Source organism: Pseudomonas sp. CJQ_9 (assembly GCF_043106615.1).
GTDB lineage: Bacteria > Pseudomonadota > Gammaproteobacteria > Pseudomonadales > Pseudomonadaceae > Aquipseudomonas > Aquipseudomonas juntendi.
On sequence record NZ_JBICMS010000100.1, the window covers coordinates 22,280 to 45,266 of the forward strand.

Sequence of the window (22,987 nt, forward strand, 5' to 3'; positions counted from 1 at the left end):
GCCATGTTTCTGCGCCATTGCATTACCTTCACCCTGATCGCCCTGCTCGCCGGCTGCGCCGGCTTTGGAAGCCGCGAGGCCCTGCAAGGCCATGGCGACCCACAGCAGTGGCGCGCCCATAAAGAGCAACTGAGCAGCCTCGATGGCTGGCAGATCAACGGCAAGGTCGGCATCCGCGCACCGCGCGATTCGGGCAGCGGCACGCTGTTCTGGCTGCAACGCCAGGATTACTACGACATTCGCCTGGCCGGCCCGCTGGGCCGAGGTGCCGCCCGCCTCACCGGTCGCCCCGGCGGCGTGGTGCTGGAAGTGGCCAACCAGGGCCGCTACGAAGCCCCCAGCCCCGAAGCCCTGCTGGAAGAGCAACTGGGCTGGCGATTGCCGGTCTCGCACCTGGTCTGGTGGGTACGCGGCCTGCCCGCCCCTGACAGCAAGAGCAAACTGAGCCTTGACGGCGACAGCCGCCTGGCTACCCTCGACCAGGATGGCTGGCAGGTGCAGTACCTGAGCTACACCGAGCAGAACGGCTACTGGTTGCCCGAGCGCCTGAAGCTGCACGGCCAGGACCTGGACGTGACCCTGGTGATCAAGGACTGGCAGCCGCGCCAGCTGGGGCAGTGAGCCCATGCACACGCTGACCCTGCCGGCACCGGCCAAGCTCAACCTGTGGCTGCACATCGTTGGCCGCCGCGCCGACGGCTACCATGAGCTGGAAACGGTGTTTCAGTTTCTCGACCACGGCGACGAACTGCGCTTCGCCCTGCGCGATGACGGCGTGATTCAGTTGCATACCCCTGTCGAGGCAGTACCGCACGACAGCAACCTGATCGTGCGTGCTGCGCGCAAGCTACAAGCGCAATCAGGTACCCCATTGGGTGCGGACATCTGGCTGACCAAGGTCCTGCCCATGGGTGGCGGCATCGGTGGCGGCAGTTCGGATGCTGCCACCACCCTGCTGGCCCTCGCCCACCTGTGGCAGCTGGATTGGGACGAAGACCGCCTGGCCGCCCTGGGCCTGAGCCTGGGGGCGGATGTACCGGTATTCGTGCGCGGCCATGCAGCCTTCGCCCAGGGCGTGGGCGAACAGCTGACCCCGGTCGACCCGGAAGAACCCTGGTATGTCGTGCTGGTGCCGCAAGTGTCTGTCAGCACAGCAGAAATTTTTTCACATCCGCAGTTGACACGTGATTCACTGCCCCTTAAGATGCGCCCCGTTCCCAAGGGAAACAGTCGAAATGACTGCCAACCGGTGGTAGAGCAGAATTACCCAGAAGTTCGAAATGCATTAAATTCACTGGGGAAATTCACCGAAGCTCGATTAACCGGCACTGGAAGCTGTGTGTTTGGGGCCTTCCCAAGCAAAGCCGAAGCTGATAAAGTTCTGGCCCTTCTTTCAGCGACCCAAACAGGGTTTGTGGCGAAAGGAAGCAATGTTTCGATGTTGCATCGCAAGCTGCAAAGTCTGGTCAAGAAGTCGGGCGCATAAGCGTTCGCAAGCAACAGATACAGGGGCGTCGCCAAGCGGTAAGGCAGCAGGTTTTGATCCTGCCATGCGTTGGTTCGAATCCAGCCGCCCCTGCCATTTTCCTTATACTCATCCAGGTATACCCTCAGCCTCCAGGTACTGCGCGTGTCCAAGATGATGGTCTTTACGGGGAACGCTAACCCCGATCTGGCTCGGCGTGTAGTACGTCAGCTGCATATCCCTCTCGGTGACGTCTCTGTCGGTAAATTCTCCGACGGCGAGATCAGCACTGAGATCAATGAAAATGTTCGTGGTAAAGACGTTTTCATTATTCAGCCGACCTGTGCCCCGACCAACGATAACCTGATGGAACTGGTAGTGATGGCCGACGCCTTCCGCCGCTCCTCAGCATCCCGAATCACCGCCGTGATTCCTTACTTCGGATATGCCCGCCAGGACCGCCGTCCGCGTTCGGCACGTGTAGCCATCAGCGCCAAAGTCGTCGCTGACATGCTCACTGTCGTCGGTATCGACCGTGTACTCACTGTCGACCTGCACGCTGACCAGATCCAAGGCTTCTTCGATATTCCCGTCGACAACATCTACGGCTCGCCCGTACTGGTAGACGACATCGAAGACCAGCGTTTCGAGAACCTCATGATCGTATCCCCGGACATCGGTGGTGTTGTGCGCGCACGCGCCGTCGCCAAGTCCCTGGGTGTCGACCTGGGTATCATCGACAAACGCCGTGAAAAGGCTAACCACTCCGAGGTCATGCACATCATCGGCGACGTCGAAGGGCGCACCTGCATCCTGGTAGACGACATGGTCGACACCGCCGGCACCCTGTGCCACGCGGCCAAAGCCCTGAAAGAACACGGCGCTGCCAAGGTTTATGCCTATTGCACGCACCCTGTCCTGTCGGGCCGCGCGATCGAGAACATCGAGAAGTCGGTACTGGACGAGCTGGTGGTGACCAACACCGTACCGCTGTCCGCCGCTGCTCAAGCCTGTGACCGTATCCGCCAGCTGGATATCGCACCGGTTGTCGCTGAAGCGGTACGCCGTATCAGCAACGAAGAATCGATCAGCGCGATGTTCCGCTAAGCGGAACCCGTGTTGATATGAAGCGCCCCGCCCCAACCTGTGTTGGGGCGGGGCTTTTTTGCCATCCCCGTCTGGCGCTGGTCGCAAACGCCATTCGGGAGGCTATTTTGGAGAAGTAAAATGACCGATTTCATCCTGAACGCCCAAGCGCGTACTGACCTGGGGAAAGGTGCGAGCCGCCGCCTGCGTCACTCCGCCAGCATCCCTGCCGTAGTTTACGGTGGCGATAAAGAAGCCCAATCCCTGACCATCGTGGCCAAGGAAATCGCCAAACTGTTCGAAAACGAAGCTGCCTTCAGCCACGTTATCGAACTGAACGTCGACGGCGCCAAGCAGAACGTCGTGGTCAAGGCCATGCAGCGTCATCCAGCCAAAGGCTTCATCATGCACGCCGACTTCGTTCGCGTCGTAGCTGGCCAGAAGCTGACCGCTGTTGTTCCAGTGCACTTCATCAACGAAGAAGCACCGGTCAAGAAAGGCGGCGAAGTTTCGCACGTTGAATCGCAGATCGAAGTTTCCTGCGAAGCCAAAGACCTGCCAGAGTTCATCGAAGTCGACCTGGCCAACGCTGAAATCGGCACCATCATCCACCTGTCGGACCTGAAAGCTCCGAAAGGCGTAGAGTTCGTCGCTCTGGCCCACGGTGATGACAAAGCTGTTGCCAACGTTCACGCTCCGCGCGTTTCCGCCGAAGCTGCTGAAGAAGGCGCTGCCGAGTAATCCACTCGCACGCCGGCGTTGATCGGGTTACAGTGCCGCGCGCACTGTAGCCCACCAACTCCAAGGAAGAGCCCCTGACGTGACCGCCATCCAGTTGATCGTCGGCCTGGGTAACCCCGGCCCCGAATACGAACAGACCCGGCATAACGCAGGGGCTCTTTTCGTTGAACGCATTGCCAGCGCACAGCGTGTTTCGCTGACCGCTGACAAAAAATATTTCGGCCTGACGGCTAAGTTCAGCCATCAGGGCAACGACGTTCGTTTGTTGATCCCCACCACCTACATGAACCGTAGCGGCCAGGCCGTGGCGGCCTTGGCCAATTTCTTCCGCATCAAGCCGGAAGCGATCCTGGTGGCGCACGACGAACTCGACCTGCCCCCGGGCGTTGCCAAGCTCAAGCGCGGCGGCGGTCATGGGGGGCACAACGGCCTGCGCGACATCATCGCGCAGCTCGGCAACCAGAACGACTTCCACCGCCTGCGGCTTGGCATCGGCCACCCGGGCGACGCCAAACTGGTCTCCAACTTCGTCCTGGGCCGCGCGCCGCGCGCCGAGCAGGAGAAGCTCGACGCCAGCATCGATTTTGCCCTCGGCGTGCTGCCGGACGTGCTTGCCGGCGATTTCGCCAAGGCGATGCGCGAACTGCACAGCCAGAAGGCCTGATTTCCTTTAGAGAGGGGAATACCCATGGGTTTCAATTGCGGCATCGTCGGCCTGCCCAACGTCGGCAAGTCCACCCTGTTCAACGCCTTGACCAAATCTGGCATCGCGGCGGAGAACTTCCCTTTCTGCACTATCGAGCCGAACAGCGGCATCGTGCCGATGCCCGACGCGCGCCTGGCTGCGCTGGCTGAAATCGTCAAGCCGAACCGCATCCTGCCGACCACCATGGAGTTCGTCGACATTGCCGGCCTGGTGGCCGGTGCATCGAAAGGCGAAGGCCTGGGCAACAAGTTCCTCGCCAACATCCGCGAGACCGACGCCATTGCCCATGTAGTCCGCTGCTTCGAAGACGAGAACGTGATCCACGTTTCCAACAGTGTGGACCCCAAGCGTGACATCGAGATCATCGACCTCGAACTGATCTTCGCTGACCTGGACAGCTGCGAGAAGCAACTGCAGAAGGTCGCGCGCAATGCCAAGGGCGGTGACAAAGAGGCGCTGGCACAGAAGGCCATCCTCGAGCAGCTGATCCCGCACTTCACCGAAGGCAAGCCGGCACGCAGCCTGATGAAGAACATGAGCGCCGAAGACAAGGCGGTCATCCGCGGCTTCCACCTGCTGACCAGCAAGCCGGTGATGTACATCGCCAACGTCGCCGAAGACGGCTTCGACAACAACCCGCACCTGGACGTGGTCAAGGCCATTGCCGAGGAAGAAGGCGCGGTCGTGGTGCCGGTGTGCAACAAGATCGAAGCAGAAATCGCCGAGCTCGACGATGGCGAAGAGAAAGACATGTTCCTCGAGGCCCTGGGCCTGGAAGAGCCAGGCCTGAACCGCGTGATCCGCGCTGGTTACGAACTGCTCAACCTGCAGACCTACTTCACCGCTGGCGTGCAGGAAGTTCGCGCCTGGACCGTACGCGTGGGCGCCACCGCACCACAAGCGGCCGGCGTAATCCACACCGACTTCGAGAAAGGCTTCATCCGTGCTGAAGTCGTGGCCTATGACGACTTCATCCAGTTCAAGGGGGAAAGCGGCGCCAAGGAAGCCGGTAAGTGGCGCCTGGAAGGCAAGGATTACATCGTCAAAGATGGCGACGTGATGCACTTCCGCTTCAACGTCTGATGGATGCCGTGGAATTCCACGGTACTTGAAAGACTTCAAAACCCCCCTGATCGCCAGGCGATACGGGGGTTTTGTGTTTTTGGGCCACCATTTTCATCCATTGAGATCCGAGCGTTCGTTGACTACTCTTCCGGGTACGACGCCCATAACCCGATTTCAAAAACCGGGTATGGCGAAAACCGGAGATCAGACGATGCTTACTGATACCCAATGCCGCACCGCGAAGCCCAAGGACAAACCTTATAAACTCACGGATGGAAAAGGCCGTATCTCGAGGTCAAACCCAACGGCACCAAAGCGTGGCGCTACCGATTCAGTATCCGTATCACAGACACCACCAAGGAAAGCACCTTCGCGGGTGGGTGACTATGCCATTGCGTCCCGTGGCGAGAGTGATGAAGACGCCCTGGCACGTCGTAAAGGTCGACGCTTTACCCTGGCAGAAGCACGCGAAGAACGTCTCAAGGCCCGAGGCCTGGTGAAACAAGGCATCAATCCCGCCAGACATCGACAACTGCTACGCATCAAGCAGCAGCAAGACAACGCCACTACATTCGAGGCGGTCGCGCGGGAGTGGCTGGCACTCAAAGACTGGGAAGACATCACCAAGGTCAAGCGTCTGGAAATGCTCGAACGCGTAGTGTTCCCGAAGATTGGTCCGTGGCCGATCAAGAGCATTACCCCCGCCCACATCCTTGATGTGCTCACTACTTCCGCCAAGAAAAACGGCCTGACGGTCGCTGCGGCGGCTAAACGGAGCATGTCCGGTATTTTCGAACTCGCCGTCTCGAGGCTGCGAGCAGATACAGACCCGGTCTATCCAGTCCGCCGCGCCCTGCCCGCTAACAAAACTCAGCACAAACGTCCGCTAACAACCGATGAAATTGGCCAGCTTTTACGCGACGTGGAAGGCCACTGCGGGCGTCATGAAACAGAAATTGCCTTTCGCCTGATGTGGCTGACGCTATGCAGACCCAATGAAGCAGTCGAAGCCCGCTGGGCAGAGTTCGACCTGGGTGCAGCTCGCTGGCGTATCCCGGCCGAGCGAATGAAGAAGCGTAAAGAGCACAACGTGCCCCTGCCAACTCAGACTGTCGCAATGTTACGAGGCTTGCAAACCGTCACTGGCAAATACGAGCACCTCTTCCCCCATCGAGATGAACGCTCGAAACCCATGGTCGCGGCGTCGTTTCGCCAGATGCTGAAATCCCTGGGCTGGAGTGGGAAGTACAGCCCTCATGCCACCAGGACCACGGGGAGCACCCGCCTCAATGAATTGGGCTATCCGGGAGATTGGATTGAGCGTCAACTTGCCCAGGCTGAACCGAACGCGGTGCGACGCACCTACAATCAGGCGGAATACTTGGCAGATCGCACAGTCATGATGCAGCAGTGGGCAGATATGCTCGACGCATGGATGCGCGGGGAAACGAATATTACGCCGATCACCAAGAGCATGGCCCGATAATGACGCGTCCACGGTGTGGCGACAGCGGCGACACTGGCGACATCCCACGTGCGACTTGGCCGGCAGCAGGCGACATCGGTGGCGACTGTCGCCGTGGTACGACGTGAACGACGGCTTTTCAGTCAAAGTCCCTGCGCATGGGAAGGCTCCGCATTCCCATGCACAGGGGCTCGCATCAAGAAGGCGACAAACGGCCCATCGTCCACTCACCACCACTCACGGCTACCTCTTTCCGCTATCGAATTTTGGCGCAATGAGCAGTGCCTAACTTGATTGACCCAGCCATCCCACCGGCGCTAGAAAGAAGCCTCGAAGCGCTGCCGCTGGCAGCACCCAGGTGACCCGAACCTTCAAGGTCACGCCGCTTTATACGGTCGTTCTCCCAAGGGCGATTAGCATCCGGCAGCTCGCCCGGTCACCTTCCCGGTGATGGGTGCTCTTTAACCTCATGGCCCTCGTGCGCCAGCTACACCGTACTGCGCTGTCCTGCAGCAACCTCCGATTCTTGCGCCAACTTGCGCCCGTCTCTTTTTCCAGAAAATAGACGGGCGCTCCTGACACTGCTGCAGCCCTGCTCGCACATGGCTTTGCGGCCATCCCCCTCGTGACAATCGGCGTGACAAACGCCGATGTCACCAGCAACAGCGCTGTAGATGATGGTGCCGCAGCCCAGGGAATGGACTGCACCTGACTGACAGTCAGGCATGCCCCGGTCATCGCATTGCTGCTTGCTTGTGGCTCAGGATCTCGCGGCGCTGGTCTCGTCAGCCAGTGCAGCCTCCACCCGCCCACCGCTATCGGTGCTCAGGAGGCCAGATCATGAGATGCCCTTGCTCTTAGTCGTAAGGAGCCGCCAGTCCCGCGTCAGTGGACACCCTCACAGGTCGCAGGGGCCTTGATCCCTGATAACACTCAGCATTCTTGGCGGGATGACGTGAGGATGGACTTCAGGCTAGCTAAGAGAGGACACAGATCATGGCTGTAGTTGAAACGCGAGGTGGGTGGAAGGTCAGTCCCAAGACTAGCGAAGCCGGCCCCATTTAAGCTTCACGAAAACCTGAAGTTGGACACCTCGTCATCGCAAGGGCTATTGTTTGGTAACCTCTACGCTTACTGGTTCACTGAGGATTGTAGCGAGAGGCTACAAGCTTCACCTGGGACGTAGAGGCTGAAGACGGTGATAGATACTAGCCTAGTGGCGAAGCTAAAGGCTGAGAATGCAAGATTGGTCGCCTTGCTGGATGCTCATGGCATCGATTGGCGTCTGCCGGCCGAGCCAGTCAAGATCGAGGTTGTTCAAGCAGAACACACACAACAATTCGGCACAGAAGCAAAGCTTGCCCTATTCCGGAGCTTGTTTCGTGGTAGGACAGACGTTTATCCAATTCGCTGGGAAAGCAAGGCAGGCAAATCAGGATACACACCCGCCTGCGCAAATGAATGGAAACCTGGCGTTTGTGAAAAGCCCCGAATTAAATGCGGGGACTGCGGTAATCGTCAGCTACTTCCTCTCACCGATGAGGTCGTTTATCGCCATCTAGCTGGTGAAGTGGTTATTGGCATCTACCCCCTGCTCCCGGATGACACCTGCTATCTTCTGGCGGTCGATTTTGATGAAGCCGAATGGCGTGATGATGCACGAGCCTTCGCTCAGTCGTGTCATGAACTGAACGTACCAATGGCACTGGAAATATCCCGTTCAGGTAAAGGCGCTCATTGCTGGATTTTCTTCAAGCAAAGTGTTCCCGCTCATGATGCCCGACGTCTTGGTGCGGCAATCATCAGCCATGCATGTGAACGTACACGCCAATTGGCACTCGCTTCTTATGATCGGTTGTTCCCAAATCAGGACTACATGCCTAGAGGCGGCTTCGGAAATCTTATCGCGCTTCCATTGCAAAAGCGAGCCAGAGCTCACAACAACAGCGTTTTTGTCGACAGCGAGCTTGAACCTTATCTCGATCAGTGGGCCTTCTTAGCATCGGTTCAGAAAATGCCTCCGGAGGATATTCCGTTCGTTGTCACCCAAGCGATTGGGAAGCAGGACCCTACAGGAGTCATGTATGTTGACGACGACGGCGATGCAGAACCTTGGAAGGCTCGTGAGTCAAAGTCACCAAAATTGACGTGCCCATTGCCAGCCTCTATCAACGTCACGCTGGCTAACATGATTTACTTTGAAAAGTCGGCGTTGCCGCAACCATTAGCAAACCAGCTTGTCCGGCTAGCCGCGTTTCAAAATCCCGAATTCTACAAAGCTCAAGCCATGCGCATGTCGGTGTGGAACAAGCCGAGAATAATCGGTTGCGCCCAGAACTTCCCCAAACATATTGCGCTGCCACGTGGCTGCCTGGATGCTGCACTGGAGCTGCTAGGGGTAAATGGCATCTCCCCTGAGTTTCAAGATGAACGCTTCGCCGGTGACCCGATTGACGTGAGTTTCCTCGGGACCTTGCGTCCAGACCAGGAAGATGCCATCGGCAAAATGCTGAATCATGATACCGGAATTCTTTGCGCACCTACGGCGTTCGGCAAAACGGTCAGCGCAGCTGCATTGATTGCTAGACGTGGCGTTAATACATTAATACTTGTGCATCGGACCGAATTATTAAGACAGTGGCAAGAACGCGTGCAAGCGTTCTTGGGTGTTGGCAAGGGTGTGGTTGGAACGATTGGGGGCGGAAAAGCAAAACCTACAGGCATCATCGATATTGCCGTAATGCAATCGTTATCGCGAAAAGGTGAGATCAGCGATCACGTTAAAAACTACGGACAAATTATCGTCGATGAGTGTCATCACTTGTCAGCAGTGTCATTCGAGGCACTACTGAGAACCACGACTGCGCGATACGTGCTGGGCCTCACGGCAACCCCAGTGCGACGAGATGGGCAACAACCAATAATTTTCATGCAATGCGGACCGATCCGACACTCTGCTGCTCGACCGGCGAGCGCACCTCATGATCTATCTGTCGTGCCCAGACTGCTACCAAAGCCAGTTGTGGTCCCTGACGGTTCTGGAATCCAAGACGTTTTCCGGAAGTTAGCAAGCGACTCTGAGCGGACAGCCAAAATCGTCTCGGAGATCGAACTGGCATACAGCCAAGGTAGAAAAATTCTAGTTCTAACAGAACGGACGGAGCATGTGGATACCTTGGAGCTTGAGTTGAAGCAGCGCGTGAATAACCTTTTCACACTTCATGGGCGAATGCCTAAAAAACAACGAATTGCCCGTATGCATGAGCTTGAGTGCCTTGCCCCGGATGCACCACGAGTACTGTTGGCGACGGGGAAACTAGTCGGTGAAGGCTTCGATCATCCGCCATTGGACACGCTGGTGCTGGCAATGCCCATCTCATGGAAGGGAATCCTCCAGCAATATGCAGGACGATTGCATCGGTCACATGCCGATAAAGCCGACGTGCGAGTGATCGACTTCGTTGACGAGGGCAGTGCCGCGCTAATGAGAATGTGGGATAAGCGCCAAGCAGGTTACAAAGCGATGGGCTACCGCATGACCGACCCCTTGATTACCATGGACCTAGTTTGAATACGGTTTGACGGTTCATACGCCACTACTCCGCTGCAATCGCGAAACCATAGTTATCCTCAATATCCGGTTCGTTAGCCGCTTACACTCGAAACCCAATATCACTCAGGTACTGCTCGGCAGTATTGCCCAGACAAAAACGAATGGTGGTAAAAAAACCCGGCCAACGTTGACGGTAATAGCGCTCCGCGAGTGAGCGCAAGGCTTCCTCAGGACGAATGTTCTGAAGGCGCAAGCTCTTCTTATTGCGTTCTATATCCCAGTGAACACGTAAGCGCGCCTCACACAAGCGAACGCAATTGAGATTGAGCATATCGATTGTGTGCTGCACCAACTCCTGGGTACTAGGGTGCTTGTTCCCCGGCAGCGCCGTGCGGGCACAGGCCTGCTCATCGGGAAGCAATCGTCCTGTACTTCTCTCCAGGAAAAACAGGCTTGGGAAAGAAGGTAAATTTGTTGGATTGATGACCCAGCCCTCGCAGCTTTCAGCAAGCTTGCCAGTTCCAATCATCTGATCCTTGTAGGCATCACAACTGAGGTTGGACGGTAACGGATCTAGCGCATAGGGCGCCGGCACATGGCGCTGAGATCCGCCCATGCAGACTGCGATCATGTTCTGCCAATCAAGTGCCCAATTATGGGCCGTCGCGGTATCCGATTTGGGATGAAAATGCTCCACTCGACACTTAAGTGAATCATTGTCGCGGATGTCAATTTCACAGTAGCCACACAGTCCGCCCTGCCCATTGACTAAGCGAAACCGGATAGCCTCGTACGCAGTTCGACCAGTTGCGTCGCCCCGCATCTGATCCCAAGTACTCCGCAAATTCCCTGCACGATACCCCGCCAGCTCATCGGGTTCATCAAGCCTAATGACTTGCTTCATTCACCCAACTCCCACTTACGATTCTCAATCTGAAGATCAGCATCAAGCAGTGCTGGCTCCTGCCCCTGATAGCGCTCATCTAGCTTTTTGCGCAGTTCCAGAGCTCGCGGACTACTCCACTGGTCTCTATCAACCAACGCCAGGTACTCCTTCAACTCTTGAGTCGCAAGGCTGGCTGGAGGACGTACTTCATCAAGACCCAGCACCTGCCGAAGCATACGCTCCGGCTCCGAGCCTTCGGTGCCTGGTGGCGCGGAATAGACCTTATTGTCCTTCAGTATGCGGATGCACTCGGAAGGCACGGACGTCAACACTTGCGGGCTATGAGTGGTTATAACGAACTGGATTTGCGGGAATACTTCTCGCAATTGGGTAAGGATGATTTGCTGCCAACGTGGGTGCAGGTGCATGTCCACTTCGTCGATCAGCACCACGCCGCGTGTTTGCCTTGCTGCATCGCCCCCCAGATGAGGGTTGAGTTTGATACAGCGATAGGCGATATCACCGATCATGGCTAGCACACTTCGGATGCCATCGCTGAGTTGGTCAACATCCAAGGTGCCATGTAGGTCATGGCTGAGTACCAACGAGCTTTCCTGAGTTACGCTGAATTCCAACTGGTGCCATCCGGTCGTCGTACTGAGAAAGCTATCGATGGCTTGCTGAACAACACGAACACGATCTTCTGCAGCCTGCAGTTCCTCAACACGTGCGCGCCTTTCAAGCTGGCGAATTTGCTGTTCGCGCAGACTCTGAAATGCCCAGATGAACCATTCCTTGAAGTGCTTGTAGGATGAGGCCGGATCCAGGCAGTTCAGGTAGGCGAATGTGCGGACATAAAAGTCGGTTTCGCGAGTGTCATCTTTGCCTTTCAAATTTTCAGTCAGGCGCTTCTGCGCCCAGAGCCGCCCAGTACCGTAGTAGCCAAATACCGGCAGATCCAAAGTCGGCTTTTCCGGGTCTCGGATTTGATCCTGGACAGCACCAGCCCACTGCCGCATAAACCCGGTATCACCGTCATCCTTGGTCTTGGTAGCTCTGGCTTCTTTATCTCGATAGCGAACCCATGTAGAGACTGCCCCGCTACCAAAGTCTCCAGACATAGTTACCCGAGCTGGTAACTGCCGGGCCATATCTCCACTGGTCAGACGCAACAGGCGCACGTCATCAATAGCGATAGCGTTACCAGGGTCGTTGAATGCATTACGTGCGAGGTCGAAGCTATTGACAAAGGGCCAGAGCGCGATACGAATAGCATCCAACAGGGTTGATTTGCCCTGGCCATTTTCAGCCACCAATACGGTTAGCTGTGAATGCAAGGGGACTTCCAGATCTGCGTAACAGCGGAAGTTCTCCAGACGCAACAGATCCAGCTTCACAGGCTTTCCTCCGGCTTAATCACTAGGGATAACATCTCACTCAAGTCGCATTTGACTCTGGCAATGTCGAACTCCAGCTCGCTCTTGAATGGATGCTTAATGTAATAAAGGCTACTCACCTATCGGCCATCCACCAGTAAATTGGCAAGAATGTATTTTTCGCCCGGATTGTAGCGGGAGAAGATCTCGTTCTTGGTGTGCTCCGCGATCATCGGATCGAATAGATGCGCCAGTTGGATACACCACGCCTCCAAGGTCAGCTTGAATTCGCTAGCTGGGGCATCAACCGCCAGAGCTATACTAGCCTGGGCCAGCTCAAGGCGGGGCTCGTCGCTGCGAAGCAGTATCTGGTCACCGTGACGACCGGCACATTTCTGGTAGCCGACGCGGACCGCCGAGTCACCAGCCTTGTCGACACTTGTGCCTTTAACCACCTCGTCGCCATGCAGGCCGCGAATCTGAGCGTCTTTTGCGATGTCCTCCAGACTGACCATTCGAGTTTCTACAAATTGTCAACTTTATCAGTCTACTTGAATGCCGCCGACCTCGTCACTCGACCCTCTCAGAAAGAAAGCCCCGATAGACGACGGCTTGGACATCTGCTTGACGGGACGTCGGCTCCACCGAGGCAAATTCACCTGGCTTGGCACGCGCCACGGTTCACAAATGGAGCTGAGCACCGAACTGCTACACACCTTGACACCGGGCTCACCATAGCAGAGAGGTTTGGTCAAATGCCTCAGCGTGCGGAGCAAAACGCAACCGCGGTGACAGCAAAGTCACACGCCACTCAAACCGGGCGCTAAACCGGGTATGACACATATCGACTCGTACTAAAACCCAGACCTTATGAGGCCTAAGCGCTCTGACTTCTGGTTTAACGTCTAAGCGGTAGCCTGCAGTAACCAGAAACCCCTTGCGGCTTATGCCTCAAGGGGTTTTCGTTTTTTGTGGCCTGTGCCGGCTTCATCGCCGGCAAGCCGGCTCCCACAGGCCGCCTCTGCGCGACAGACCAGCCCGTAGGGCTGGGTAATCTCCCACAATGTATCGCGCAGGCTTTGCAAATTTTGAGAAAGACAATTGCTCCGACCTGGTCCGCCGGTCCGGTATGGCCAAACGCCGGGCTGCCAGCGCATCACTTCACAAATTCCTGAACTGATTATTTGTCGCCAGCGATTTTTCCCCCCGGCAAGCCCCACCAGAATCGCTTCACCACAATCATAAAAAACCGTGAGGCCACCCCGTGGACCAGACCCTGCAGGTACGGCAAGCCGCCGCCGACCTTGTTGCCGCCTTCGCCAGCAATGACACCGCCCGCTACTTCGCCTGCTTCAGCGAAGACGCCACGTTCCTTTTTCACACCTTGGCGCAACCACTGCTGTCACGCCGGGCCTATGAGGAGGTCTGGGCCCAGTGGCAGGCCGAAGGGTTTGCCGTGCTCGCCTGCGCGTCCAGCAACGCCCAGGTCAGCCTGCAAGGCGACGTGGCGATCTTCATGCATGATGTGGCCACGCATCTGCGCATCGGCGGTGCCGAGCACCAGCTGAACGAGCGCGAGACCATCGTGTTCCGCCGCCACGCTGACCAGTGGCTGGCCTGCCACGAACACCTGTCGGCCGTATCGCCGGCCTGATCACCTTTTTGCGGCCCTGCCGCCCTGCCATCGCACCCACAAGAAGGCTTGCGCACTTCGCCGGCCCACAACAAGCGCTGGAGCATCACCATGAGCCACTCGACCGGTATCGAGACCAACGGTGTCGAACAGATCCCCGCCGATCAACGCGACGCCTCCCCGCTGGACCTGTTCCGCCTGATCTTCGGCGGCGCCAACACATTCGCCACCGCCGTGCTCGGCAGTTTCCCGGTGCTGTTCGGGCTGTCGTTCCAGGCGGGAGTGTGGGCAATCGTGCTCGGTGTCGCCGTTGGGGCGCTGATCCTGGCACCGATGGGCCTGTTCGGCGCGCTGAACGGCACCAACAACGCGGTCTCCTCGGGCGCGCACTTTGGCGTGCACGGACGCATCGTCGGCTCGTTCCTGTCGCTGCTCACGGCAGTGGCATTCTTTTCGCTGTCGGTGTGGAGTTCGGGCGATGCCCTTGTCGGCGGCGCCAAGCGCCTAGTCGGCCTGCCGGAAACCGACCTGACCCTGGGCCTGGCCTACGGCCTGTTCGCGGTGCTGGTGCTGGTGGTGTGCATCTTCGGCTTCCGCTTCATGCTGTGGGTCAACAAGATTGCCGTGTGGGCGTCGAGCCTGCTGTTCCTGCTGGGTATCGCTGCTTTTGCCGAGCCGTTCGACGCCGGCTACGCAGGCAGCGTAAACCTGGGCCAGGCCGGTTTCTGGGCAGCTTTCGTCGGCGCTGCGATCCTGGCCATGAGCAACCCGGTGTCATTCGGCGCCTTCCTCGGTGACTGGTCGCGCTACATTCCACGCGAAACCCCCAAGGCGCGCATCATGCTGGCGGTGATAGCGGCCCAGGGTGCCACGCTGATTCCATTCCTGTTCGGCCTGTGCACCGCCACCCTGGTGGCCACCCAGGCACCGGACTACATTGCCGCCAACAACTATGTCGGCGGGCTGCTGGCTGTCGCCCCCAGCTGGTTCTTCCTGCCGGTGTGCCTGATTGCGGTGATCGGCGGTATGTCCACCGGCACCACGGCGTTGTATGGCACAGGCCTGGACATGTCCAGCGTGTTCCCACGCCTGCTCAGCCGTGCCGGCGCCACGCTGCTGATCGGGGTGCTGGCGATCGGCTTCATTTTCATCGGCCGCTTCACCTTCAACCTGGTGCAGAGCGTGTCGACCTTCGCCGTGCTGATCATTACCTGCACCAGCCCGTGGATGGTGATCATGATCCTCGGCCTGGTCACCCGCCGTGGTTTCTACCACGCCGATGACCTGCAGGTATTCACCCGCGGCCAGCGGGGTGGCCACTACTGGTTCCTGCACGGCTGGAACTGGCGCGGCATGGGCGCTTGGGTCCCCAGCGCAGTGGTCGGCCTGTGCTTCGTGAACCTGCCGGGGCAGTTCGTCGGGCCGCTGGGCGACCTGGCCGGTGGCATTGACCTGAGCCTGCCGGTCACCCTGGGGTTGGCCGGGGTGCTGTACCTGCTGCTGCTCAACCTGTTCCCCGAACCTGCCGGCGTGTATGGCCCGCAGGGCCCACGTTGGGTGCGTTGCAAACAGACTGCGCACACGCCTGTAACCACTGCCGAAATGGCCTGACTGGAAACCACCATGACCACTTCCCACTACATTGCCGGCCGCTGGGTCGACGGCCAGGGCAGCGACTGCATCAGCGTCAACGACCCTGCACTGGGCCAACCGTTTGCCGAACTGATGGCTGCCAGTGCCGAGCAAGTCGACCAGGCCGTGGCCGCCGCACGTGCAGCCCTGCCCGCCTGGAAATGCACCAGCGCCAGTGAACGCGCGGCGTATCTGCGCGGCTTCGCCGAACAGCTTGGGCAACGCCGCGAAGCGCTGGTCAACCTGCAGATGCGCAACAACGGCAAGCCGCGCCACGAGGCAGAAGTCGACCTGGACGACGCCATCGCGACCTTCAGCTATTACGCCGAGCTGGCTGAACAACTGCCTGGGCAAAACCGCGACGTACCGCTGGCTGCACCCGGTTTCACCGCCCGCACCCGCCTGGAGCCGGTGGGCGTGGTCGGCCTGATCGTACCCTGGAACTTCCCGCTGGTGACCAGCGCCTGGAAGCTTGCCCCTGCGCTGGCCGCTGGCTGCACCGTGGTGCTCAAGCCTTCGGAAGTGACCCCACTGAACGAACTCGCCTACGGCCAGATCGCCGACACCCTGGGCCTGCCGGCCGGAGTGCTGAATATCGTCAATGGCAAAGCCGAGACGGGTGCCGCGCTGAGCAACCACACAGGCCTGGACAAACTGTCGTTCACAGGCAGCAATAACGTTGGCAGCCAGGTGATGCGCAGCGCAGCGGCACAATGCCGGCCGGTCACGCTAGAGTTGGGCGGCAAGTCGGCGATTCTGGTGTTCGATGACTGCGACGTCGATGCGGCGGTGCAATGGATCGTTGCCGGCATCTGCTGGAACGCGGGCCAGATGTGCTCGGCCACATCACGCCTGCTGGTACAGGACGGCATTGCCGACGCCCTGCTGCCGCGCCTGCAGGCAGCGCTGGAAAAGCTGCGGGTGGGCAGCCCGCTGAGCGAAGAAGCCGACATGGGCCCACTGACCAGCCAGGCCCAGTGGCTGAAGGTGGCCGGCTACTTTGCCACGGCGCGGGAGGAAGGCTTGCAGTGCCTGGTCGGTGGCAAAGTGCTGGACCGTGGCGGCTGGTTCGTCAGCCCTACCCTGTATGCCGATGTGCCTGAAGACAGCCGCCTGTGGAACGAAGAAATCTTTGGTCCGGTGTTGTGCGCACGGCGCTTCGCCAGCGAACAGCAGGCAATTGCCGAGGCCAACGACAGCCGCTTCGGCCTGGTGGCGACGGTGTGCACCACAGACCTGGCGCGCGCCGAGCGGGTGGCCGATGCGCTGGAGGTGGGCCATGTGTGGATCAACTCGGTGCAGGCGGTGTTCGTCGAGACCTCATGGGGTGGCACCAAGGGCAGCGGTATAGGCCGTGAGCTGGGCCCTTGGGGCTTGTCGGGCTACCAGTCGGTCAAGCATGTAACGCGGTGCCTGGGCTGAACTGTAGGAGGGCCGCACGTGGCGGCCCCTTTCGACAGCTTCTGCCATTCATCTAGTCGCGTGCCACTGGCATGAAGCGCATCACGGCGCTTCGTCAGCCGGGCGCGCAGCTTCCTGTACCAGCACCATGCTCTGCGGCGAAGACAAGGCGATACCCTCGTCACGCAGCCGCCCAAGAATGGTGAACAGCAGGTCACTGCGGGTGCCAGACACCTGGCGCGGCCCAGCCACATAGCCACTGACCGCGATCACCATGCCATTGCTGGTCAGGTCTTTGAACGACACCGAGCTGGCGGGCGCGTCCAGAATCGCCTCGTGTTCGTGGTAAGCCGCCAGCAGCAACTCACGTACACGGTTGGCATCCGTATCCAGCGGCAGGGTCAACGTAATGCCGACCACCCCTAGCGCGTTGCCCATGGTGACGTTGCGCACGTTCTGCGAGATGAACTGCGAGTTGGGTACGATCACCGTGGAACGGTCGGACATCTGGATTTCGGTAGCGCGCACGTTGATACGGCGAATGTCGCCCTCGACGCCGGCCAGGCTTACCCAATCGCCGACCTTCACCGGGCGTTCGGTGAGCAGGATCAGGCCCGAGATGAAGTTCTGCACGATCTGCTGCAGGCCAAAACCGATACCGACCGACAAGGCACTGACCACCCAGGTCAGGCTGGTAAGGTTGATGCGCAGGGTAGACATCACCAGCATGGCCAGGAAAATGAATCCGAGGTAGCCCACCAGGGTGACCAGCGAGGCGCGCATGCCGGCATCCATGTCGGTTTCCGGCAGCAGCCGTTCGCTGAGCCAGCGCTTGACCACCCGGATGGCGAACAAGCCGCCGAGCAGAATCGCCACCGCCAGCAGAATGTCCTGCGGCACGATGTTCAGGTTGCCCAGCAATTTGCCACCAGTACCGTCCCAGTCGCCCAGGCTGAGCAGCAGTTCGCTGGGGCTGGTGCCCGAAGGCATCAACGCCAGCAGCAGCGCCAGGAACAGCACTACGGTGCGGCCGATACCGGCCAGGATGGTGCTGGCCTGGGCCTGGTGACGTGGCGCCAGCCCCAGGGTCGACGCCAGTGCCAGGCCGCCGGGCTGGCGTGGCGACAGCAGGGTTTCGCACAGGTCGCCGAAGAAGCTGGTCAGCAGGTAGGCGCACGTGATCACCAGGCTGACCCACAGCAGCTTGGCTGTAAGGAAGTAGGCAAGGGTCAGGTACCCGGTCACCATGGCCAGCATGATCAACCCCAGCCAGATGACCATCACGAACGGGATCAACCCGCCCAGGCCGGTGGGGCGTTCCAGTTCATGCTTGCGCAGGGTGCGGCGGTAGCGCTGCAACGCGCCGGCGAAGATCATCGCCACTACCAGCGCGGTCAGGCCGTTCACCGCCACGGTCAGCGCCAGGCTGGCACCGATCACGGTGTTGATGCGCTCCATGGTCATCATGACCATCAGTGCCAGGGCCAGCACCTTGGGGAACCAGCCCAGCGCGCTGGCCACTTCGTCGTGAATGGCGGGCAGGCGCCAGGACGGGCGCTGCAGCATCAGCATGGCACGGCCCAGGCCCGCGATGAACGCGCTGAACACCACCAGCGCCAGGATGTGGTTGACCAGGCTGGCGATATCGCTGCCCAGTTCGGCATTGCTCTCCAACCCCCAGCGCAGCAGGGAAACCGAACCGGCGATGGTGCCCAGGGTTGCCAGGCTGACCCCTAGCGCCAGGGCACTGCGGCGCAGCCGGCCTTCGGGCAACCAGCGGACCATGGCACGGGCCAATAGCCGCTCTATCCACAGGCGTACCAAGGTCCAGACCAGGATGGCCGCTACCAGGCTGGCCATGAACGGCCAGCGGTGTTCGGGGCTGAACGCGCTGCCAATGGCAACGGCTGCTTCGCCCCGCAGGTCGCGCAGGCGCGCCACGTCATCCTGGGTGGGGCGGATGATGCTCTGCCAGAATGCCGGGCTCAACGGCGAGGCGGCGCGGCTGGTGATCTGCGAGTTGAACTGGCTGCGGCGCAAGTTGACGATTTGCGTAGACAGGTCGCGCGCCGACTGAGTCAGCTTGGTGGCCTGGTCCTGCTGGGCGACCAAGGCCTTTTTCTCGGCTTCCAGGGCCTTGCGCTGCTGGGTCAGGGCCGCAGGCTCGTCGGGCTGGGCCGGGCCAACCACCTTGAGCTTGTCGTCGAGCTTTTCCACATCGGTGGTGCGCTGCGCACTCAAGGCATCAGCCTGGCGCTGAACCTGCATGGCCGCCAGCCGCAACTGCGACAGCAGGTCGTCGTTGGCGTTACTGCTGACGCCTTGGCGAATCTGGTCCAGGCTATCGCTCAACTGCTCGATACTGGCGTTTTCATCCAGTGCCGGGGCTGCCGCATTGGCCAGGTTGGACAACGGTGTGGCGGGAGCCGCCGCGGCCGGGCCGGTGAGCACCAGCAGCAGCGCCAGCATGGCCATCAGGCCAGGGCAAAAACGAACAAGGCTCAGACGCCTCATCGAATATTCCTCTTTACAATCCGATTTGGCGGGGGATTCTACGCGGCTTCAAGGTATCAGGAGAGTGCCGTTTCTCGCCTCAGCAGTTGCTGCTTGCGCGCCACGCCCCAACGGTAGCCGCTGAGGTCGCCATCGCGGCGCACCACACGGTGACAAGGTATGGCCACGGCGATGCGATTGGCTGCACACGCCAGGGCTACCGCCCGCACCGCCTTGGGCGCGCCAATGCGTTCGGCAAGGTCGCTGTAGCTGATGCGGCTGCCAGCCGGCACCTCGCGCAGGGCTTGCCACACGCGCTCCTGGAACGCTGTGCCTTGTACATCCAGCGGCAGGGCCAGGCCCAGCGCCGGGGCCTCGACGAACCCCACCACCTCGGCAACCAGTTGCTCATAACCGCGGTCACCGCCGATCAACCGGGCCTTGGGGAACTGATCCTGAAGTTCATGCAGCAGGCTTTCAGGGTCGTCGCCCAGCAGGATCGCGCAAATGCCTTTCTCGCTTTGGGCCACCAGGATGGCGCCCAAATAACACTGGCCGAGAGCAAAATGAATGGTGGCCCCTGCGCCACCGGCCCGGTACTGCCGGGGGCGCATGCCCAGGCGCTGGTCGGCGCTGGCATAGAAGTGGCTGTTGGAGGTGTAGCCAGCATCGTAGATGGCATCGGTAACCGAGCACCGAGCATTTTCCAGGTGCGCGCGCAGGCGCCGGGCGCGAAAAGCGGTGGCGTAGGCCTTTGGGGTGACGCCGGTTTCGGCCTTGAACAGCCGGTGCAGGTGGTATGGGCTGACGGCCAGTTGCGCAGCGAGCTGGTCGAGGCTGGGGCTGGGGTCGCTGGCTTCGATCAGGCGGCAGGCGCGGATGACCAACTGGTTGTGGCGAGCCGCGCTGGCCTTGGCGCTAGCGGTGCAGCGCTTGCAGGCACGATAGCCAGCGGCTTCGGCAAACGCAGGGGTGTCGAAGAACTCGACGTTGCCGCGCTTGGCCAGCCGCGACTTGCAGTTGGGGTGGCAATAGATGCCGGTGGTGCGCACGGCATAGACGAAGTGGCCGACCGCAGCGGAGTCGCGGGCTTCGACGGCTTGCCAGCGTTGGTCGGGGGTGGTGTACGCGGTCATTGGTATGCTTCCAGACTCGTGCGGCCGGCTCCGGCCTTGACGGTGTATAAACCTCAGGCACGCCACAGGTACCAGGCCGCCACGGTTCGGTATGGCCGCCAAGCGCCGCCCAGCGAGCGCATCTGCGCCGGTGTCGGCGCTTTGTCCAGGCCCTTGAGGCGGCGATACCCCTCACGCACGCCAAAATCGTCGACGGGCAGGATATCCGATCGCTCCAGGCTATATATCAACAGCATTTCCACCGTCCACCGCCCTACCCCGCGCAGTGCTACCAGGCGTTCGATCAGGGCGTCGTCGCTCATGGCCAGTGCTGCTTCGCGGGTCGGCACCAGGCCGTCCAGCCTGGCTTGGGCAATGCCCTGGATAGTCGCCATCTTGCTCGCCGAAAAACCGCAGGCACGCAGGGTTTGCGGGCTTGCGGCCAATAACTGCTCGGGCGGCGGAAACGCATGCTGCGGGAACAACGCCAGCAACCGGCCCAGAATCGCCTCGGCCGCCCGGGCATGCAGCTGCTGGTAGGCAATCGCGCGCACCAGCGCCTCGTAAGGTTCGCGGCCAGGGGTGGCCTGGTGCAGGCATGGCCCGGTCGCGGCGACATGCCGCGCCCAGTCAGGGTCGAGCGCCGCCAGGTATTCGCCGGCTTGGCGGTAAGCCGCTGGGGAAAGGTCGGCCAGAATCATGGCGGCTCCATCACGTCGAGTGCAGGTGCAGCTTAGCGCAGCCGTTCATCGGGCGAACGCCGGTTCTTGCGCGGCTAATTCCTGGCCCACCATTGCCCCGCGCCATCCTCCGCGCATAGAATTGAGAACTGTTCACATTCGCACATCTCATGGGACCGGCCTTGGCAACGATGCAGATTAACGACACGCTCAAACCGGCCGAGGTCGCTCTGCTCTACCAGTCCCACCATGCCTGGCTGCGTGGCTGGTTGCGCAGCCGCGTGGGGTGCAGTGAACATGCGGCCGATCTGGCCCAGGATACCTTCGTGCGGGTATTGCGCGCACGCCAGGCATCGCCGTTGAAAGAGCCGCGCGCCTACCTGAGCAGCATTGCCCGTGGCTTGATGATCGACCAGTTCCGCCGCCGCGCGCTGGAGCGGGCCTACCAGCAGAGCCTGGCCCAGGTGCCAGAAACCGAGGTGCCCAGCGAAGAGGCTCGGTTACTCATCCTTGATGCCCTGGCGCGCCTGGACCGCGCCCTGCACCAGCTCAAACCGCGGGCGCGCCAGGCCTTCATGCTGGCCCAGCTGGACGGTATGAGCATTGTTCAGATCGCCCGGCAACTGCGGGTGTCGCGCGCGACCATCGAGCGCGACCTGGCCACCGCCCTGGGTGTCTGCTACCGGTTGCGCTATGCCGATGCCTGATGCCACCCCCACCCAAGCCCAGGTTGACCAGGCCATCGATTGGCTGGTGAAGCTGCGCTTCGACAGCCCCTGCCCGCGTACGCGGCAACAGTTTCAGCAATGGCTGGCCAGCCACCCGCATCACCCACTGGCCTGGCAGCGCGTGAGCCTGCTCAGCGACGAACTGGCAGGGCTGCCCAAGGACCTGAGCCGGCGCACCCTGGAAGGCAGCCAGCAGCAGCGTGGCAGCCGACGCAACCACCTCAAGCTGCTGGCGCTGCTGGCCGTCGGTGGCAGCCTGGGCCTGGCGGCGCGTGAACCACTGGGTTTACCCGAGCTGCTGGCCGACAACAGCACCGCCGTCGGCGAGCGTCGCCAGGTGCAGGGGCGCGACGGCAGCCGTATCCAGTTGAACACTGCCAGCGCCATCGACCTGGACTACAGCGTTGAACAGCGCCAGCTGGCGCTGCTACGCGGTGAAGTGAGCCTGGAGAGCAACGCCAACGACCACCGGCCGTTCCTGATCGAAACATCGGTTGGGCGGCTGGTCACCCTGGACGGCCAGTTGCTGCTGCGTGAAAACCGCCAGGGCCTGCTGCTGGCGGTGCGTCGTGGCCAGGTCACGCTGTTTCCCGCCTCGGCACTGCGCAGGCAAGTGCCGCCGGGCGAGACCTTGCAGGTGCGGCGCGACGGCCGTGTCCAGGCCGTGACGTTGCACAGTGACCCGTGGGGCTGGACTGACGGCGTACTCAGCGTGCAGCAGATGCCGCTTGGCGAGTTTGTCGCCGAACTGGGCCGTTATCGCCCCGGCCTGCTGCGCTGTGCGCCGGACGTAGCCGGCTTGGTGGTGTCTGGCACCTTCCAGCTGAGCGACACCGGCGCCATTCTGCACCTGCTCAGCCGCAGCCTGCCAGTGCGGGTCGAGTACCGTACCCAGTATTGGGTCAGCATCGCAGCCGCCTGACGCTTGCAGGAGCAACTGTCTTTCTCAAAATTTGAAAAGC

At 60.4% G+C, this 22,987-nt stretch carries 18 protein-coding genes, 1 tRNA gene and 1 pseudogene; 14 read left to right on the forward strand and 6 right to left on the reverse strand.

What is annotated here, in order from left to right; genetic code table 11:
- Nucleotides 1-3 precede the first annotated feature (3 nt).
- The 9 genes and pseudogenes from lolB to ACF8SD_RS22760 all read left to right on the forward strand — a co-directional run bounded on the left by lolB (nt 4) and on the right by ACF8SD_RS22760 (nt 10,099).
- Complete coding sequence (gene lolB / locus ACF8SD_RS22720) at nt 4-621, forward strand: lipoprotein insertase outer membrane protein LolB (RefSeq protein WP_392485092.1); 618 nt, start codon at nt 4-6, stop codon at nt 619-621.
- 4 nt (nt 622-625) lie between these two features.
- Complete coding sequence (ispE, locus tag ACF8SD_RS22725) at nt 626-1,486, forward strand: 4-(cytidine 5'-diphospho)-2-C-methyl-D-erythritol kinase (RefSeq protein WP_173887564.1); 861 nt, start codon at nt 626-628, stop codon at nt 1,484-1,486.
- A gap of 21 nt (nt 1,487-1,507) precedes the next feature.
- A tRNA-Gln gene (locus ACF8SD_RS22730) sits at nt 1,508-1,582 on the forward strand.
- A 48-nt stretch (nt 1,583-1,630) separates the two neighbouring features.
- The gene (locus ACF8SD_RS22735) at nt 1,631-2,572 is read left to right on the forward strand and encodes a ribose-phosphate pyrophosphokinase (RefSeq protein ID WP_003247410.1); all 942 of its coding nucleotides are present in this window, start codon (nt 1,631-1,633) and stop codon (nt 2,570-2,572) included.
- A gap of 120 nt (nt 2,573-2,692) precedes the next feature.
- The gene (locus tag ACF8SD_RS22740; protein ID WP_009686184.1) at nt 2,693-3,292 is read left to right on the forward strand and encodes a 50S ribosomal protein L25/general stress protein Ctc; all 600 of its coding nucleotides are present in this window, start codon (nt 2,693-2,695) and stop codon (nt 3,290-3,292) included.
- A gap of 79 nt (nt 3,293-3,371) precedes the next feature.
- Entirely contained in the window at nt 3,372-3,956 is a 585-nt protein-coding gene (gene pth / locus ACF8SD_RS22745) for an aminoacyl-tRNA hydrolase (RefSeq protein WP_009686183.1), read from the forward strand.
- A gap of 24 nt (nt 3,957-3,980) precedes the next feature.
- Nucleotides 3,981-5,081: a redox-regulated ATPase YchF gene (gene ychF, locus ACF8SD_RS22750; RefSeq protein ID WP_064314338.1), complete on the forward strand. Its 1,101-nt coding sequence runs from the start codon at nt 3,981-3,983 to the stop codon at nt 5,079-5,081.
- 193 nt (nt 5,082-5,274) lie between these two features.
- Nucleotides 5,275-6,549, forward strand: a pseudogene (locus ACF8SD_RS22755) (tyrosine-type recombinase/integrase).
- A gap of 1,177 nt (nt 6,550-7,726) precedes the next feature.
- Nucleotides 7,727-10,099 (forward strand): DEAD/DEAH box helicase family protein, encoded by a 2,373-nt coding sequence (locus tag ACF8SD_RS22760; protein WP_392485095.1) that lies wholly within the window; start codon nt 7,727-7,729, stop codon nt 10,097-10,099.
- Between the two features lie 82 nt (nt 10,100-10,181).
- On the opposite strand, the gene ACF8SD_RS22765 is transcribed toward ACF8SD_RS22760, so the two are convergent.
- The 3 genes from ACF8SD_RS22765 to ACF8SD_RS22775 form a co-directional block, all read right to left on the reverse strand.
- On the reverse strand, nt 10,182-10,985 hold the full coding sequence (locus ACF8SD_RS22765; RefSeq protein WP_392485097.1) for a retron system putative HNH endonuclease: 804 nt from the start codon (nt 10,983-10,985) through the stop codon (nt 10,182-10,184).
- Nucleotides 10,982-12,364 carry an AAA family ATPase gene (locus ACF8SD_RS22770; protein WP_054912439.1) on the reverse strand — a complete coding sequence of 461 codons (1,383 nt, stop codon included), beginning with the start codon at nt 12,362-12,364 and terminating at the stop codon, nt 10,982-10,984. Before ACF8SD_RS22770 ends, ACF8SD_RS22765 begins: the two co-directional genes overlap by 4 nt.
- Before the next feature lie 119 nt (nt 12,365-12,483).
- Nucleotides 12,484-12,858 carry a hypothetical protein gene (locus ACF8SD_RS22775; RefSeq protein WP_392485099.1) on the reverse strand — a complete coding sequence of 125 codons (375 nt, stop codon included), beginning with the start codon at nt 12,856-12,858 and terminating at the stop codon, nt 12,484-12,486.
- A gap of 749 nt (nt 12,859-13,607) precedes the next feature.
- On the opposite strand from ACF8SD_RS22775, the gene ACF8SD_RS22780 reads away from it, so the two are divergent.
- From ACF8SD_RS22780 to ACF8SD_RS22790, 3 genes are all read left to right on the forward strand, one after another.
- A complete protein-coding gene (locus ACF8SD_RS22780) occupies nt 13,608-13,997 on the forward strand; it encodes a YybH family protein (protein WP_392485100.1) in 390 nt (129 codons plus the stop codon).
- 90 nt (nt 13,998-14,087) lie between these two features.
- Complete coding sequence (locus tag ACF8SD_RS22785; protein ID WP_392485102.1) at nt 14,088-15,587, forward strand: purine-cytosine permease family protein; 1,500 nt, start codon at nt 14,088-14,090, stop codon at nt 15,585-15,587.
- A gap of 12 nt (nt 15,588-15,599) precedes the next feature.
- Nucleotides 15,600-17,030 (forward strand): aldehyde dehydrogenase family protein, encoded by a 1,431-nt coding sequence (locus tag ACF8SD_RS22790; RefSeq protein ID WP_392485104.1) that lies wholly within the window; start codon nt 15,600-15,602, stop codon nt 17,028-17,030.
- Between the two features lie 81 nt (nt 17,031-17,111).
- Here the strand turns inward: ACF8SD_RS22790 and ACF8SD_RS22795 are convergent, their stop codons facing one another.
- Genes ACF8SD_RS22795 through ACF8SD_RS22805 form a run of 3 tightly spaced genes read right to left on the reverse strand, consistent with a single transcriptional unit; the run spans nt 17,112 to nt 21,318 of the window.
- The gene (locus ACF8SD_RS22795) at nt 17,112-19,523 is read right to left on the reverse strand and encodes a DUF3772 domain-containing protein (protein WP_173887560.1); all 2,412 of its coding nucleotides are present in this window, start codon (nt 19,521-19,523) and stop codon (nt 17,112-17,114) included.
- A gap of 56 nt (nt 19,524-19,579) precedes the next feature.
- Nucleotides 19,580-20,638, reverse strand: a complete 1,059-nt coding sequence (ada, locus tag ACF8SD_RS22800) for a bifunctional DNA-binding transcriptional regulator/O6-methylguanine-DNA methyltransferase Ada (protein WP_392485105.1) — start codon at nt 20,636-20,638, stop codon at nt 19,580-19,582.
- A 53-nt stretch (nt 20,639-20,691) separates the two neighbouring features.
- Entirely contained in the window at nt 20,692-21,318 is a 627-nt protein-coding gene (locus ACF8SD_RS22805) for a DNA-3-methyladenine glycosylase (protein ID WP_054903916.1), read from the reverse strand.
- A 170-nt stretch (nt 21,319-21,488) separates the two neighbouring features.
- Between ACF8SD_RS22805 and ACF8SD_RS22810 the strand changes: the two genes are divergently transcribed.
- Both ACF8SD_RS22810 and ACF8SD_RS22815 read left to right on the forward strand, forming a co-directional pair.
- Nucleotides 21,489-22,004: a sigma-70 family RNA polymerase sigma factor gene (locus ACF8SD_RS22810; protein ID WP_173887558.1), complete on the forward strand. Its 516-nt coding sequence runs from the start codon at nt 21,489-21,491 to the stop codon at nt 22,002-22,004.
- Nucleotides 21,991-22,947, forward strand: coding sequence for a FecR domain-containing protein (locus ACF8SD_RS22815; protein WP_392485106.1), 957 nt, complete (start codon nt 21,991-21,993; stop codon nt 22,945-22,947). The genes ACF8SD_RS22810 and ACF8SD_RS22815 overlap by 14 nt, the downstream gene beginning before the upstream one ends.
- Nucleotides 22,948-22,987: the final 40 nt, after the last annotated feature.